This is a genomic window from Vibrio kasasachensis, from assembly GCF_050337565.1.
Classification (GTDB): Bacteria; Pseudomonadota; Gammaproteobacteria; order Enterobacterales; family Vibrionaceae; genus Vibrio; species Vibrio kasasachensis.
On the sequence record NZ_JAKJTB010000012.1, the window covers coordinates 294,903 to 311,543 of the forward strand.

Genomic DNA, 16,641 nt, shown 5'->3' on the forward strand with positions numbered 1-16,641 from the left:
CCTTATAAAAACATCAATGGTTTTCTATGCAACAAATCAAACTCTCAGAAATCAAGCCTAGCAAAAGTACCACCTATCAAAGCTTGAGTGACCCAATAGTGCAGAGAAAAGTAAGTATCTGTAGATGTTGCCACTGTAATTTAGTTGCATAACTATTCTTTTATTATTCTATAGACTGCTGTTTTTTCATCAAAAACATGTTCATCTACGCACAAAAAGTTAGCACAACAACAAGAAAATCGACAAAACACAAAACGCATCATTTCTCACCATTCAAGAATGTTGCTAATATTGAAAATTTAGAAATCACGATCGTATATTGAGAAAATTTCGATAAGCTTATGTTTTAACGAAACATTGTGATGAAGAAAATTATGGGTTAAAAATCGAAAATCGAATACCGTTCTCACAGTCAGATTTTCAACTTGAGTAGCTTTATCAGCCATAATTCACTAATAGATCGTTTCCGCTATACCCAAGAAACTTGAAGGTGCAAGTAGGCGGCAAGTAAGAAAGTCCCCTGAGCATAGGTGAACTATGTGATTGGGGCGCACGAACACAGCCAACACCGCTGCAACTTCAAGTATCACGGATATATATAGGTAATTTAGAGATAAAATATTTTCACTCTATTGAGTTAAAGCTAAAATACTTAGGTGCTACAACACATAAAAGGAAAGGCAATGGCACTAACTATTGTGGGGCATCGCGGAGTGGCGGGGCTATATCCTGAGAACACTCTTGTTAGCATTCAAGCCGCGATTGATATGGGATTGACTTGGATAGAGGTCGATGTGCAACCGACCCGAGATAACCAACTGGTGGTTTGTCATGACCATACGATTGATCGATGTAGCAATGGTTTTGGTCGTGTTGATCAGTACACCTTAGAAGAACTTCAACAATTCGACTTCGGCGCATGGTTTTCTCCGCAGTTTAACTTCCAATCAATAATGAGCCTAACGCAGTTGCTCAAGCTAATCGCTCCGCTTGATATTGGGTTAAACATCGAAGTGAAAATTGATACGGATCGCTATACTGATGTCGTAAACGAACTCAATATACAATTGCATCAATTCAATTTCGCTAGAGATAGAATTCTTATTTCTAGTTTTGACCACGCCACTCTTCGGCAGGTTTATCGCTCTGAGATCGACCACCCAATTGCAGTATTGAGCGAAAGATTAACAGACAATGATTGGCAACTACTCAGTGAAATTCACGCCGTTGCTTGTAATCTCAATATTAAATACGCCAACAAACAGCAAGTGAACAAGTTAAAAAATTCAGGCTATCAAGTCTGGTGCTTTACGGTAAACAACCCGAATCAATTGACGCACCTACCAAATATAGATGGTATTTTTAGTGATTATCCTCATCGTTTCCAAACAAACATCGTATAGGTCGCTAACCCAAACCACTGCACACAACATCTATTCATTCCTTTATATACAGTATTAGACCAGAGCCTTTGAGTAAGTTGGCTTTGGTTACCCCATGTTTAAACATCAATAAAAACACAATAATTTCAATGAATTAATAATATTCCATTCAAGTCGAGCCGTCGGCTCGATTAATTATTACACAAAAACCTTGACCACTCCTGATGAAACAACTACTGTATAACCATACAGTGTGTACATAAGGACAGTAATCATGATTTATTCAAATACTCACAGTCGTACTTTTTCAAAATACAATGTTTTGGCTCAGCCTACCCAACCTATGAACATTGATGACTCGGTGTTGAATCGTCTTGCTGGTCTTTCTATACAAAAGCAATGGATTTTTTTCACGGCGGAATGCCCTCGCCCTGACTACTCACAATTTTCTGCATCTAATATTAGCTGCCAGAAAATTATTCAGCTCAAGCCTTCTAACTCCCAATCTGAACTGGCAATTGTAATTAAGGCAATCAAATCAAACAACGCGAGCGCCGTTGTGGCTTCAACTCAAATAGACTGTGTAAACCAATCTCTCTTACAAGATCTTGCATTCCGTCATGGCTGTGAAGTATTTTTTGTTGAAGGCAGAGCAAGTCAGTTCCATTAATAAGTTCAACAGAATTCAGCACTGTCTTTTGCCCCTCCTATATTGAGGGGCCTTTCTTTGTAACCGAATTCACTGTTCTCGCTAGACGATCATTTTTTATTGATTCTTATCTGAACACGACTGCACTAAAAAATTAAGCAAACGTTTGCTTTTTATCTGGAAGCCACCCTCAATTCTGGTATTATGCTTGCCAATCGCACTAGTCATTTTCTTGTAAACGATAGGAATATCTCATGAGTCTCGCAGATCAAGTTCTCGCCGTTAACGACGACCTACCTATTCGCACTAACAAACCGGTTCATAGTGGCAAAGTTCGTTCTGTTTATTGGTTAACAGAAGAAGATAGCCGACGTTTAATTAAAGAGAAAGGTTACAATGTCGCGCCGGATGCACCTTTAGCTATCATGGTAATCAGTGACCGAATCTCTGCGTTCGATTGTATTTGGCATGGTGAAGGAGGCTTAAAAGGCGTACCCGGTAAAGGTGCTGCGCTTAATGCAATCTCTAATCATTGGTTTAAATTATTTAAGCAAAATGGTTTAGCTGACAGCCACATTCTCGATATTCCACATCCATTGGTTTGGATAGTACAAAAAGCCAAACCAATTATGATTGAAGCAATTTGCCGCAAGTACATCACCGGTTCGATGTGGCGTGCTTATAGCAAAGGCGAGCGAAATTTTTGTGGTATAGAGTTGCCAGAAGGGTTAGAAAAAGACAAACCACTCCATGAGCTACTAATGACGCCTTCTACCAAGGGAATTTTAGAAGGAATTCCTGATGTTCCTGCAGCAGATGATGTCAACATCACCCGCAAGAACATTGAAGACAATTATGCCGCATTTAATTTCTCATCCTCTGATGACATTGCGGTATACGAAACCCTACTAAAGCAAGGTTTCAATGTAATTAGTGACGCTCTAGCTCAAGTTGATCAAATCTTTGTTGATACGAAATTTGAGTTTGGTTATGTCACGGATGCATCTGGTCATGAAAAGCTGATCTACATGGATGAAGTTGGAACGCCTGATTCATCTCGTATCTGGGATCAAAATGCTTACCAACAAGGTAGTATCATCGAAAACTCGAAAGAAGGCTTCCGCCAATTCTTACTGAACCACTTCCCTGATGCAGACATTCTATTAAACAAAGACCGAATGCCAGAACGTGAAGCATTGGCACGCGATAACGAATTACCACTAGATGCGCTAATGGGGATTTCACATACGTATACCGCTATCGCTGAAAAAGTTATCGGTCACCCAATAGAGTTAAGTGCGAATCCAAAACAAGAAATTATCGATATCCTTGCCGCTCAATACGGCTTGATTGATTAAGGCTCACTTGTTCACATAGTGAAAAAGCGCTCTTGAACTACGGGCGCTTTTTTTTACCATATCGATAGTCGTCGCCCGATGCAGAGCGCGCTATAATAACGCCCTCTGCATTTGTTATTGAATTCTTAATCATGGATTTTGTTGCCCTTTCTCGCATTAGCTTAAAACACCTAACCGTCTTGCACGTCATGCTCAGTACCCATAGCGTAACTCAAACGGCAAATACCTTATATGTCACGGCATCAAGTGTGAGTAAGACAATTAGCCAGCTTCGAGAACAGCTAAACGACGAACTGTTTTACCGAGATGGTTCACAGCTAGTGCCGACCCCATTTGCTCTCGGGATTGCACCACAGATTCATAAGATCCTTGCCTGTATGAACGGTATTCTTCATCAAGGTGATTTCAAACCAGAGTGTTTTACTGGCTCTATTTCGCTCTCCATGCGAGAAAGTACCTTCGAGTTATTCGCAGAGAAAATCAGTCAAATATGCACTCAGCTCCCTGCAGCTAATCAAATTAAAGTTTATGCGAAAGAACAAATGAGTTTCGATGCTTTGATCCGTGGTCAAGTCGACTTTATGTTGTTACCCCATGACATTAGCCAGCCTCCAACCAAAAGCCGCGAATTAGTATGGAAGCAAATGTTTAGTGATAAGATGATCTGCTTAATGAATCCCCACCATCCCCTAATTGATGAAGATCTCACTATTGAAGCCTACCTCTCCTATCAGCACATCGGTATTCACGATAGAGATCTGTCAGAGCCATACTTCGAACAGAACTTAAAGCAGCAATACGGTAGCCGACAAGTCGCTATTTCAGTGTCAGATTTCGGCGCGGCAGCTGTTTTGTGTCATCAATCTAGCTACTTGCTGACCTGTTCAAAAATGTGGGCCAATCAGGCATTACAGGCTAAAGGGTTAGTCGAAAAAACATTACCATTTGAATACGGAAAAGTAGCTTACAGTTTGGTATGGAATGAGGCGAGTCTTAACGACCCCGCCCTTAAGTGGCTTTATTCTCAGCTAGCTGCTGATTATTAGCCCAATGATTTCGTGGCAACCTTTGCTATAAATAGACACTCGGCAGCGCAATAGTGTTTGGAATTTTGGCTTTAAGCACCTGATGAAAGTCCTCTATTTGCGACTCACTGCATTTATCCCAATTGAGCGCTTGCCCTACAACACCGTGATGTTGGAATGCATTCAAACGGATAATTACCTTGGCTGGTAACGAGTGGATAAGCGCTGCAAGTGCATCGACTTGTTCATCAAGGTCACTTTTACCGGGTATATGCAATAGACGCAGCTCATGCAGCTTTTCTTGTGCAGCCAAGAGTCGTATTGATTGAATCACGCGATGGTTATCTCTTCCGACTAACCATTGATGTGTCTCATTTTGCCACGATTTAAGATCGATCATAGCCCCATCCAAGTAAGGCAGTACCCTTTGCCAACCACTCGCTGGAAGGTAGCCATTACTGTCTATAAAACAGCTCAAATGACTTAGCTCTGTATCTAATTTAATCGCTTTAAACAACTCAACAATGAAGGGCAGTTGGAGTGTTGCTTCCCCACCAGAGACCGTAATACCAGCTAGAAATAAATGCTGTTTTCGGATCAATTCGATCATGCCAGCAACACTATATTGTGTGATTTTCGGGCTCGAACTTCGTGGGCATGCATCCAAACATTGATCACACTGCGTACACAGGCTGTTTTCCCATATCACCCGCTTTTGGCGATCTAGAGACAATGCATTTGTAGGGCAGATAGCAACACAATCTCCGCAATGATCGCAGTGATTAATAGTGTGTGGATTATGACAGGTGATGCAATTGAAGTTACAACCTTGAAGGAAAATGACCAGGCGGTTGCCTGGTCCATCAACACAAGAGAAGTTCAAAATTCGGCTTACAATGCCCTGCCTTTTTGAATCTGCGCTCATTAATATTTACTTATAGGTTGGTGACATTTCCATGCTCACTACACGTGGCGAGCGCTCAAGAATTCCGGTATTTTCTGCCGCGCCAGCACCCAAAAATGTTGTGTTGGTTCGTGATCCTTGCTCGGAAAATTTAGCTATATCAGATAGCTTAACCATATAGCCAGTCACTCGAACTAGATCGTTCGATGCTACGTTAGCTGAAAACTCGCGGAAACCTAAACCTAGTGCACCTCTACATAAATTGAACATCGCTAGCGGGTTTGATTTCACTGTTTCATCAATGGTTAAGATATCGCTAATACCAGATTTGTAGTATTGGTGATGCCCTGCCGTTGCTTGGACATACGTAACCGGATCTGGTTCTGTTCCGTATGGAATTCGTACACCCGGAGTCACTGATTCATCAATGTTGATCCCACCCTGTGCATGTAGCAATGAACGACCTTCAAGCCCATATTTTACCGGAGAGTTTTCTACAATTTCAGCCAATTTCGCTGAAATTGCATGCCCCAATTCATTGGCCTCAATCGAATGTCCGTACTGAAGCTGCTTTCCCTCTTTCTCTAGCAAAATATTAACCGCTTCGGCCATACCGTAGATACCAAACATAGGGGCAAAACGGGATTCTTCAATTAATCCTTCCAGCGTTAAAAACCCTTTGAAAAAATTCGATTTTTCATGCAGATGACTGCTACGGGAATCAATCAGATCAATCATTATCGCGCAGTATTGCGGCAATACATTATCTAAGAAATCTTGTGCGTTATTAGCTTTAGTTGCTGCCTGCTTTAAGTTCATTCGAACTAACGTATTGGCACCACCAGCAAGTGGCAATGAGTTATAACAGCTCACAATACCAAATTTTTTATCGCCATAACTTTGTGCATGAATTGGGTAGTTCGCAATATGTGGTTTGCTGCACTCACAGATGTTTGTGGTCGCTTGGAGCAACAAATCATCCGGCGTTACCTCAGGGTCATACATAAATGTTAAATTTGGCGCGATCTGCTTCAGTTCAGCATCTACCGTCAAAATAGTACGACAAATGACGTTATCGTGAGGGCCAATATTCACATGCGAAAAAGCGTCAGGTAACGTTCGGTCAAGCATGATCCAGAAGCGTTTCAACTTAGTGTAAATTTCGTGATCAGAAAGCTCACCAACATAAGGCATTAAGACATCATCAAGTTGTCCTAGATAAACTGGAATATTGGTCACAGAAGGTACATGGTGATAGATGATGGTCAGTAAATTCAAAGCATCATCAAAATCTTTCGCAGGCTCAAGCTCTAAGTATTCGGAACCTTGATTTAGAAACTTAGCGTAATCTGGCAACAAATAGCGTGGCTTAAATGGTGCGTGACCTTCAAACATGTCACACAAAATGCCCTCTTCCATCGCCTTTTCAACTTCGTTAGAAATTGGCATATAAGGCAGGCTTGCCTCTGCCTCCAAAGCAAGAAACTGATTTTTCTGCTTAGGGTTTAGATTCGCATCAGTAACGATACTATGGATACGCTGTTGAAAAGTATTTAGAGAGTTAGACATGGAATATTCCTTATAATTTATAAGGATTTTATGCCAGTTAACAAATGTCCACAATTGAAATAAGGTGAAAGCTATTTTTCCATTTTGGAAAGCCATGTTTAAAAAAAAGCTCGGTGAATCCGAGCTTTATATAAAATAGCGTTTTAATCATTAAAGCTTAAAGCGATTAATTTCACTCTCAAGTTCAAATGACAGCTGAGACAATTGCGACGCTTGTTGTGCCGCTTCCGTCGCTTCAGTTGCAAGCTCCAGAGAAACGTCACGAATACCTACAGTATTACGCGTAATTTCAGCTGTTACTGATGCTTGCTCTTCCGCTGCCGAGGCTATTTGTGTTGCCATATCACTGATCGCTTCAACCGCAGTTTGGATTAGAGTCAGGCTTTCCGCTGCTGAATCCGAATCAATTACACTAGTATCCGCAAGTAGACGGCTATCACTCATAATACCAACCGCTCTTGTGGTAGTCGCTTGAAGTGTTTCAATCATCTGTTGAATTTCTTGAGTTGAAGAATGTGTTCTTTGGCTTAGTACACGAACCTCGTCAGCCACAACAGCAAAACCACGACCTTGCTCACCCGCACGAGCCGCTTCAATCGCTGCGTTGAGAGCAAGCAGATTCGTCTGCTCCGCAATGCCCTGAATAGTAGACAGTATCGTATTGATGCTGTGACCATGGGCTTCTAACTCTTGAATGACTTGTGTCGCCACTGCTACTTCTTGAGCCAGATTTTTGATTGATGTTTGCGTCTGAACAACTTGCGAGCCGCCATTAATACAAACATCGACTGCCTGCGATGAATGCTGCGCGGTATTATCCGCATTGCCAGCCACTTCTTGAGTTGCAGCTGCCATCTCGTTGATTGCGGTTGCAACCATATTAATTTCATCTTGCTGAGTACGAATTCGCGTACTACGTTCATCAGCTTGCTGCGCGGTCAGTGTTGCTTGCTCACTCAACGCTGCGGAAACTAAACTCAACTTCGAAACCATTTGGTGCATGTTGTTAACAAAGGTATTAAAGCTTATTGCTAGGCGTCCGACCTCATCATTGCTGTGTGGTACTAGGCGTTGAGTAAGATCCGCTTCACCTGATGCAATCTCATCAAGTGCTTTTGAAACTCGTAGTAGATCTCGGAACAAGAAACTTACTAACCATGAGATAGCCATCGCTACCAAAATAGTAATAATCACAGCAGTTATAATGAGCTCTGTCAGTAAAAAGCTATGACCTGCTTGCTCCGTTTGTCTGTCCATTTCAATGGCGAACATCCAATGGGTATTGGGAACTGCTTTAAAGTAGTACAGCTTTTCTAGCCCATTACGCTCTACGATTTTAATTGCGCCGCGTTCGGAAAATGACTTGATGATTCCCATGTTAAGCTCAGAATCCAAAGAAGATACTGGCTTTAACAACATATTTTTATCTGGGTGAGCGAGGAATGTATCGGCCTGCATATCAATCAACATTGCATGTGCGTTTTCGCCAACATTTAAGTTAATCACATCGTCAATTAGCTGATCGATCAAAATATCTGCACCCACAACCGCTTTAGTACCATCGTTTAAGCTAATTGGCTCCGCGATCGTAACCAGCAATGACCCTGTTATCGCATCTATATATGCTTCCGTAATAACCTGTTTGCCCATTTGGTTGGCTGCTTTGTACCATGGACGCGTTCTCGGATCATAACCCGCGACAGTGCGTTCAGGATAAGATCGATACATAGCACCAGTAGCGGTACCTAAGTAAATTTCGTCAAAACCACCAGCCACTCTAGCTTGTTGCAAAAATGGCGTGATTTCAGTTTCATTAGCATAACGGTTAAACGCTGACGCAATATCTTCTCGAATGGTTATCCAATCTGAAATACTAACAACGGCGGTGTTTGCTAGACTCTCAGCTCGAGCATACATACCGTTTCTTGTTTGTTTATAGAGTTGGTCAGCAGACAGCCAAGTGAGAGCACCAGCCATTAGCACTACAGCTAATAAACTTGCACCAATTAATTTTTGTTTTAATGAGATATTCAATTTTTTTGCAGTCCTACAGCACAATAGAAGGCTGCGATATTAGCCATAAATCCCGTACGATGCACCATAAATCGAATGATATTTTGAGGGCCGTAATAATTGATATATTCGGTTAATGAAAAGTGAGAGGTAATGTTAAAAGGAAAGGTGCCCGAATTAGATTTCGCAGCACCTATTAGCGGGTAATCGCTACTTATTGGACAGTGAATCTAGAAGTTCTTTGCCATAAATAACTTCTGTTTGTAAGTGCATAATAAGCAAAAAAACAAATGCCAATCCCACCACAATATTGAGATATTTAGTGTACTTTTTCTTCACAACATCTGCATAACAAAACATTTGTACGGCAACTAATGCGAATGGGTAAGCCAAAAACAAAACGATCAACACACCTAGATAGTTGCTAATCGCCATTTCTGTCATTTGTCCATCAGGCATGAATACTGCTCCTCTGTTCACACTCCTCTGGCTAATATAACAAATTAGAAAGGGACGCTTTGCGAGTCACTTATGCTTTCGAAACCGTAGAAAGAAGAGTTCCCGCTCCGATAAATACACCACCCGTAACACGATTAAATAGTTTTGCGCGTCCTTTGGCAAATAGCCAGTTGGACGATCTCGCGCCCAGTAATGCATAGATCGCTAACCACGAGAATTCCATAACGATAAAAGTGGCAGTAAAAATAAGATACTGAATAATCAGGGATTGTTCTGGGCTAATGAACTGCGGAAACAGTGCCGTGAAAAATAGGATTGCTTTGGGGTTGCTACTACCAACGATAAACCCTGACGCGTAATGCTTAATCGGCGTTAAGCTCTCTTGATACAGATCTTGGCGTTGTTGATACTCTTGCTCTTTGGAGAAAATAGCACGTAATCCAAGATAGATGAGATAAGCAGCACCAGTGTATTTTATCGCACTAAACAAAAACTCAGATGAGCCAATGACTAGACCAAGTCCTGTAAAGGATAAGGTCAATATAATAGTAATCGCGGTTAAACTTCCTAAAGCTGTGTACAAACCAACTTTAAAACCCTGTTTAACACCTTTAGTCATACATAATAACGAACTTGGTCCTGGCGATGCGGTTAGTATTAAGATCGCGAAAAAATAAATCACCCAAGTTTCCATACTCATAATATTTAGCTCCTAGCTGATGGTATTAATTTTTTGTTAACTTCTCTGTAACACAACTAATTCAACAGAAACTGACACATTTGTCTAGGCTTAAGCTACTCTACTCAAAAAAAAGACAAAAAAAACCGAGCGCTAGGCTCGGTTTCTATTTCAGAGTTGAAACGTTATTCAGCAGAGTCTTCTGATGAATCATCCGCTTCCGCTTCGTTATCAGCTGGAGTTTCGGCTTCTGCTGTTGCTTCAGTTGCAACTACTTCACCTTCTTCACCCTCTTCTAATAATTCAGCTTCTTCAATCTCGTCAATGCGCTGTAGACCAACCACTGATTCATCTTCTGCAGTGCGGATCAACGTAACACCTTGAGTATTACGACCAACCTGACTCACTTCAGAAACACGAGTACGAACAAGCGTACCAGCGTCAGTGATCATCATCATTTCATCGCCAACTTCAACTTGAACAGCACCAACAACTGGGCCGTTACGTTCTGAAACCTTAATAGAAACAACACCTTGCGTAGCGCGACCTTTAGTTGGGTACTCTGCAAGTTCGGTACGCTTACCATAACCGTTTTGCGTAACGGTTAAGATTTCGCCGTCATTCGAAGGAACAATCAATGACACTACTTGATCATCGCCAGCTAGTCTCATACCGCGAACACCCGCCGCAGTACGACCCATAGCACGAACTTTATCTTCGCTAAAGCGTACGACTTTACCAGCTTTAGAGAACAGCATAATGTCGCTCTGACCATCGGTAATATCGACGCCAATTAACGAGTCATCATCACGAAGATTGACTGCAATCAAACCATTCGAACGTACGTTCGCGAACTGATCTAGAGAAGTCTTCTTAACAGTACCGTCACCAGTTGCCATAAAGATAAACTTATCCGAACTAAATTCAGAAACAGGTAGAATTGCCGTGATACGCTCACCATCTTCCAACGGTAAGATATTCACAATTGGCTTACCACGAGCAGCTCGGCTTGCTTGCGGCAATTGGTATACTTTCAAGCGGTATGTTTTACCACGAGTGGAGAAACATAAAATGTTGTCATGAGTATTCGCAACAAGCAGTCGCTCGATGTAATCCTCTTCTTTCATCTTAGTCGCACTCTTACCTTTACCACCACGGCGCTGAGCTTCATAGTCACTTAGGATTTGGTACTTGACGTAACCTTCATGAGATAAAGTTACAACGACGTCTTCACGTGCAATCAACTCTTCAAGGTCGATATCGTGGCTTGCCGCTGTTATCTCTGTACGACGTGCATCACCAAACGCATCACGAACTGATTCTAGTTCTTCACGAATCACTTCCATCAAACGATCAGTATCAGCAAGGATACGCATTAACTCGGCGATTTCGTCTAGAAGCGCTTTGTACTCATCAAGAATCTTTTCATGCTCAAGACCCGTTAGACGGTGTAAACGCAGCTCCAAAATTGCTTGGGCTTGTTGCTCGGTCAAGTAGTACTGACCATCGCGAATACCGTATTCAGCCTCAAGCCATTCTGGACGCGCGGCATCTGTACCCGCACGCTCAAGCATTGATGCTACGTTACCAAGATCCCAACCGCGAGCGATAAGACCTGCTTTCGCTTCTGCTGGCGTTGACGCATTACGAATCAACTCGATGATTTCATCGATGTTCGCTAGTGCCAATGCCAAACTTTCTAGGATATGTGCACGTTCACGAGCTTTACGCAATTCAAAAATAGTACGACGAGTAACAACTTCACGACGGTGGTTAACAAAGCACTTCAACATTTCTTTAAGGTTGAATAGCTTAGGTTGACCATTGTCTAGTGCAACCATGTTGATACCGAAAGTCGTTTGTAGCTGAGTTTGAGTATAGAGGTTGTTGAGAACCACTTCGCCCACAGCGTCACGCTTACATTCGATTACGATACGCATACCATCTTTATCAGATTCGTCACGTAGCGCACTGATGCCTTCTACTTTCTTATCTTTTACTAGCTCAGCGATCTTCTCGATCAAGCGAGCTTTGTTCACTTGGTATGGGATTTCAGTGACAATTATGGTTTCTTTACCATTCTTCTCTACTTCAATCTCAGCTTTTGAACGCATATAAATTTTACCGCGACCGGTTTTATATGCGTCTACAATGCCTTTACGGCCACTAATTAAAGCTGCCGTTGGGAAGTCAGGACCTGGAATGTAATCCATCAGCTCATCAATAGTGATCTCTTCATTATTGATATATGCAAGACAGCCATCAATCACTTCAACTAAGTTGTGAGGTGGTATGTTAGTTGCCATACCTACTGCGATACCAGAAGAACCGTTGACCAGTAGGTTAGGAATTTTTGCTGGAAGAACCGCTGGAATTTGTTCCGTACCATCGTAGTTAGGTACGAAATCCACAGTTTCTTTGTCTAAGTCAGACAATAATTCGTGGGCAATTTTTGCCATGCGAACTTCGGTGTAACGCATTGCTGCTGCTGAGTCACCGTCGACCGAACCAAAGTTACCTTGACCGTCTACTAGCATGTAACGCAATGAGAATGGCTGAGCCATACGTACGATTGTATCGTACACCGCGCTATCACCATGCGGGTGATACTTACCGATTACATCGCCAACAACACGGGCAGATTTTTTATATGATTTATTCCAATCGTTGCCTAGTACGTTCATCGCGAAAAGTACGCGGCGGTGTACTGGTTTTAGGCCATCACGCACATCTGGAAGAGCACGACCCACGATAACTGACATCGCGTAGTCTAGGTACGAACCTCTAAGCTCGTCTTCAATGTTTACGGGCGTGATCTCTTTAGCTAAATCGCTCATAGAGCCATTATCCCTCTATTATCAGATCGTAAATACGATACGTGTAAGGTGCAAAAATATAGCATACAAATACCCTCTTCGGCATCACTTTCCCTCTCCTTTTATCAGGTTGTGAGGTCTGTTGTGAATCAATTGCCGACTATTTGCACACAACTTACATAGCGCACTGATAGTTGGTTGTATTTTAGCCAATGTGAGACAAAAGATGCATTCACTATGGAGAGCGCCAAATTTGTCGTTATAATGCCAACTGAAGTTTGCCAATAAGATAAATGGATTATGACCAAAGCACAGAATGTAGATCCAAATGAGATCAAGAAGTTTGAAGAGATGGCTTCACGTTGGTGGGATTTGGAGGGGGAGTTCAAACCTCTGCATCAAATAAACCCGCTTCGTCTAGATTATGTATTAGATAACGCAGGTGGTCTTTTTGGTAAAACGGTACTAGATGTAGGATGTGGTGGCGGCATATTAGCTGAAAGCATGGCAAGAGAAGGCGCTGTTGTTGTCGGACTTGATATGGGCAAAGAGCCATTAGAAGTCGCGCGTCTACACGCATTAGAAACCGGAACTAAGTTAACCTACATTCAGAGCACGATCGAAGATCATGCCATTGAAAACGCTGGTCACTACGACGTAGTAACTTGCATGGAAATGCTGGAACACGTTCCAGATCCGCTTTCTGTGATTAAATCATGTGCCGAATTGGTAAAACCTGGTGGTCACGTCTTTTTCTCTACTTTGAACCGTAATTTGAAATCTTACTTATTTGCGATTGTCGGTGCGGAAAAGCTACTGCGCATTGTCCCGGAAGGTACCCATGACCATGACAGATTCATACGCCCTTCTGAAATGATCAAAATGATCGATCAAACAGATCTTATCGAATATGGCATTACGGGATTGCATTACAATCCATTGACCGACAGTTATAAACTGGGCCGTAACGTCGAGGTAAATTACATCGTTCACACCCGAAAATTCTAGATAGAACACTATTTACACGATCTAAGGCAGGAGCACATTAACCCTGCCTTTTTTGAACAAATTTGCACGAAATACGTGCGATCGATTCCAGAATAATAGCTTCTAAATCAACCCCCATTTTTTGTCTAAGATCAAGATGTTTTTTTTTAACTGCGGTTAACAATGAACCGAATCAAAAACCGTAATTTTCCACAGTCACGCCACGCCTATTTTCATGAGTTAGTATCCACTTACTGATTTTTTTTTATTTTCCAGTTATCCACAAGAACTCCACGAAGTTCGACTTGAAAACCTGCACTGATAGCACTATCTTGTAACTCGCAGACGAGATTACCCCTATATCTTGTGTTTGCACTACAATATAAAGATAGATATCGACCATAAAGCCAAATCATAATTTACAAAAATTACACTAAAACACGGCTTTCATCAGTTTTCTTAGGGAAATGAACCACAATGAAACAACAACTCACTGTCACGAAGCGTGACGGCCGAAAAGAAAATATTGATCTAGAGAAGCTTCACCGCGTCATTACTTGGGCGGCGGAAGGTCTGGATAACGTATCGGTCTCACAAGTAGAACTAAGAGCTCACATTCAGTTCTACGATGGTATTACCACATCCGACATTCACGAGACTATCATCAAGTCTGCTGCTGACCTGATATCTGAAGACACTCCAGACTATCAATATCTCTCAGCGCGCTTGGCGGTATTCCATTTACGCAAAAAAGCGTATGGTCAATACGAGCCACCAACCTTGTATAACCATGTGTCACGTTTAGTCGACATGGGTAAATATGACAAGCACATTCTTGAAGACTACACCAAAGCTGAGCTAGATGAGCTAGATGCTTATCTACAGCACAATCGCGACTTGGATTTCTCCTATGCCGCGGTTAAGCAGCTAGAAGGTAAGTATTTCGTACAAAACCGTGTCTCTGGTGAAATCTACGAAAGTGCACAGTTTTTGTATATTTTGGTTTCTGCGTGTCTGTTTGCTAATTACCCGAAAGAAACGCGTCTTGACTTCATCAAGCGTTTCTATGATGCAACCTCTACGTTTAAGATTTCTCTACCTACGCCAATTATGTCTGGTGTACGTACCCCTACTCGCCAGTTCAGCTCATGTGTACTAATCGAATGTGGTGATAGCCTTGATTCGATTAACGCAACAGCAAGTTCGATCGTACGTTACGTATCGCAACGCGCTGGTATCGGTATCAATGCAGGCCGCATCCGTGCACTTGGCTCTGAAATCCGTGGCGGTGAAGCATTCCACACTGGCTGTGTTCCATTCTACAAATACTTCCAAACAGCGGTTAAATGTTGTTCACAAGGTGGTGTTCGCGGTGGCGCAGCCACGGTGTTCTACCCTATGTGGCATGGTGAAGCACGATCTCTAATGGTGCTAAAAAACAACCGTGGTGTTGAAGAAAACCGTGTTCGTCATATGGACTACGGTGTGCAGCTAAACAAGTTAATGTACCAACGCCTAGTGGAAGGCGGCAATATTACGCTATTTTCTCCATCTGATGTGCCAGGACTCTATGATGCGTTCTTCGAGAACCAAGCCGAGTTCGAACGTTTGTATGTGAAATACGAAAACGATCCATCAGTAAAGAAAGAGACTGTAAAAGCAATCGAAATGTTCTCTTTGCTAATGCAAGAGCGCGCTTCAACAGGTCGTATTTACATTCAGAACGTGGACCACTGCAATACTCATAGCCCATTTGATTCTGAAGTTGCACCAGTTCGCCAATCAAACCTATGTTTGGAAATTGCATTACCAACTAAACCACTGGTTAACGTTGAAGACGATTCTGGTGAGATCGCGCTATGTACGCTTTCTGCATTTAACCTAGGTACAATCACCGAACTTGATGACCTGAAAGAGCTATCTGAACTTGTGGTTCGCGCTCTAGATGCACTACTCGATTACCAAGACTACCCACTTCCAGCTGCGTACAAGTCAACCATGAATCGTCGTACGCTAGGTGTGGGAGTTATTAACTACGCTTACTACCTAGCGAAGAACGGTGTCAAATACTCAGATGGCAGTGCCAATGCGCTGACCCACCGAACGTTTGAGGCCATTCAATACTACTTGTTGAAAGCATCTGTAGAACTGGCGAAAGAGCAAGGCAAATGTCCTCTTTTCCATGAGACAAACTATGCGAAAGGTTTGCTGCCTATCGATACCTATAAAAAAGATGTTGATAGTATCTGTGACGAGCAACTTCACTACGATTGGGATGAACTTCGCCAAGAAATCATGCAGCACGGTCTACGCAACTCAACCCTAACAGCATTAATGCCGTCAGAAACGTCTTCTCAGATTTCTAATGCAACGAATGGTATTGAGCCACCTCGTGGATTCGTATCAGTTAAAGCATCGAAAGACGGTATTTTGAAACAGGTAGTCCCTGATTTCATTAACCTCAAAGACAACTATGAGTTGCTATGGAACATCGGTTCCAATGATGGTTACTTGCACCTAGTCGGAATTATGCAAAAGTTCGTTGACCAAGCTATCTCAGCTAACACGAACTACGACCCTAGCAGCTTTGAAAGTGGCAAAGTGCCGATGACGAAACTGTTGCAAGACCTGCTAACAGCGTACAAGTATGGTGTTAAAACACTTTACTATCACAATACTCGTGATGGCGCGAAAGACGATCAGAACGATGCAGTTCAAGCTGCTGATGACGATTGTGCGGGCGGCGGTTGTAAGATCTAATTTATAGGTCTGAAGTCGACAATAATTTTCTTTAACGAAC

11 protein-coding genes and 2 pseudogenes are annotated in these 16,641 nt (G+C 42.3%); 6 read left to right on the forward strand and 7 right to left on the reverse strand.

The window, feature by feature from the left end; all coding sequences use genetic code 11:
* Window positions 1-683: 683 nt before the first annotated feature.
* From L4C38_RS10180 to L4C38_RS10195, 4 genes are all read left to right on the forward strand, one after another.
* Window positions 684-1,403, forward strand: a complete 720-nt coding sequence (locus L4C38_RS10180) for a glycerophosphodiester phosphodiesterase family protein (protein WP_428797439.1) — start codon at window positions 684-686, stop codon at window positions 1,401-1,403.
* A gap of 253 nt (window positions 1,404-1,656) precedes the next feature.
* Window positions 1,657-2,052 (forward strand): hypothetical protein, encoded by a 396-nt coding sequence (locus tag L4C38_RS10185; protein WP_428797440.1) that lies wholly within the window; start codon window positions 1,657-1,659, stop codon window positions 2,050-2,052.
* A 233-nt stretch (window positions 2,053-2,285) separates the two neighbouring features.
* On the forward strand, window positions 2,286-3,389 hold the full coding sequence (locus L4C38_RS10190) for a phosphoribosylaminoimidazolesuccinocarboxamide synthase (protein WP_428797441.1): 1,104 nt from the start codon (window positions 2,286-2,288) through the stop codon (window positions 3,387-3,389).
* A gap of 131 nt (window positions 3,390-3,520) precedes the next feature.
* The gene (locus L4C38_RS10195; protein WP_428797442.1) at window positions 3,521-4,435 is read left to right on the forward strand and encodes a LysR family transcriptional regulator; all 915 of its coding nucleotides are present in this window, start codon (window positions 3,521-3,523) and stop codon (window positions 4,433-4,435) included.
* A gap of 25 nt (window positions 4,436-4,460) precedes the next feature.
* On the opposite strand, the gene L4C38_RS10200 is transcribed toward L4C38_RS10195, so the two are convergent.
* The 7 genes and pseudogenes from L4C38_RS10200 to gyrA form a co-directional block, all read right to left on the reverse strand.
* Window positions 4,461-5,339: a YjjW family glycine radical enzyme activase gene (locus L4C38_RS10200; protein WP_428797443.1), complete on the reverse strand. Its 879-nt coding sequence runs from the start codon at window positions 5,337-5,339 to the stop codon at window positions 4,461-4,463.
* A 6-nt stretch (window positions 5,340-5,345) separates the two neighbouring features.
* Window positions 5,346-6,887: a YjjI family glycine radical enzyme gene (locus L4C38_RS10205; protein ID WP_428797444.1), complete on the reverse strand. Its 1,542-nt coding sequence runs from the start codon at window positions 6,885-6,887 to the stop codon at window positions 5,346-5,348.
* A gap of 150 nt (window positions 6,888-7,037) precedes the next feature.
* Window positions 7,038-8,207 (reverse strand): annotated as a pseudogene (locus L4C38_RS10210) (methyl-accepting chemotaxis protein); the annotation flags it as partial.
* Window positions 8,193-8,864: pseudogene (locus tag L4C38_RS10215) on the reverse strand (PDC sensor domain-containing protein); the annotation flags it as partial. The pseudogenes L4C38_RS10210 and L4C38_RS10215, both read right to left, overlap by 15 nt.
* Before the next feature lie 246 nt (window positions 8,865-9,110).
* The gene (locus tag L4C38_RS10220; RefSeq protein WP_428797541.1) at window positions 9,111-9,344 is read right to left on the reverse strand and encodes a hypothetical protein; all 234 of its coding nucleotides are present in this window, start codon (window positions 9,342-9,344) and stop codon (window positions 9,111-9,113) included.
* A gap of 85 nt (window positions 9,345-9,429) precedes the next feature.
* Window positions 9,430-10,059, reverse strand: coding sequence for a LysE family translocator (locus tag L4C38_RS10225; RefSeq protein ID WP_428797445.1), 630 nt, complete (start codon window positions 10,057-10,059; stop codon window positions 9,430-9,432).
* 164 nt (window positions 10,060-10,223) lie between these two features.
* Complete coding sequence (gene gyrA / locus L4C38_RS10230; RefSeq protein WP_428797446.1) at window positions 10,224-12,875, reverse strand: DNA topoisomerase (ATP-hydrolyzing) subunit A; 2,652 nt, start codon at window positions 12,873-12,875, stop codon at window positions 10,224-10,226.
* A gap of 279 nt (window positions 12,876-13,154) precedes the next feature.
* On the opposite strand from gyrA, the gene ubiG reads away from it, so the two are divergent.
* Entirely contained in the window at window positions 13,155-13,862 is a 708-nt protein-coding gene (ubiG, locus tag L4C38_RS10235) for a bifunctional 2-polyprenyl-6-hydroxyphenol methylase/3-demethylubiquinol 3-O-methyltransferase UbiG (RefSeq protein ID WP_428797447.1), read from the forward strand.
* Between the two features lie 456 nt (window positions 13,863-14,318).
* Entirely contained in the window at window positions 14,319-16,601 is a 2,283-nt protein-coding gene (gene nrdA, locus L4C38_RS10240; RefSeq protein ID WP_428797448.1) for a class 1a ribonucleoside-diphosphate reductase subunit alpha, read from the forward strand.
* Window positions 16,602-16,641 lie beyond the last annotated feature (40 nt).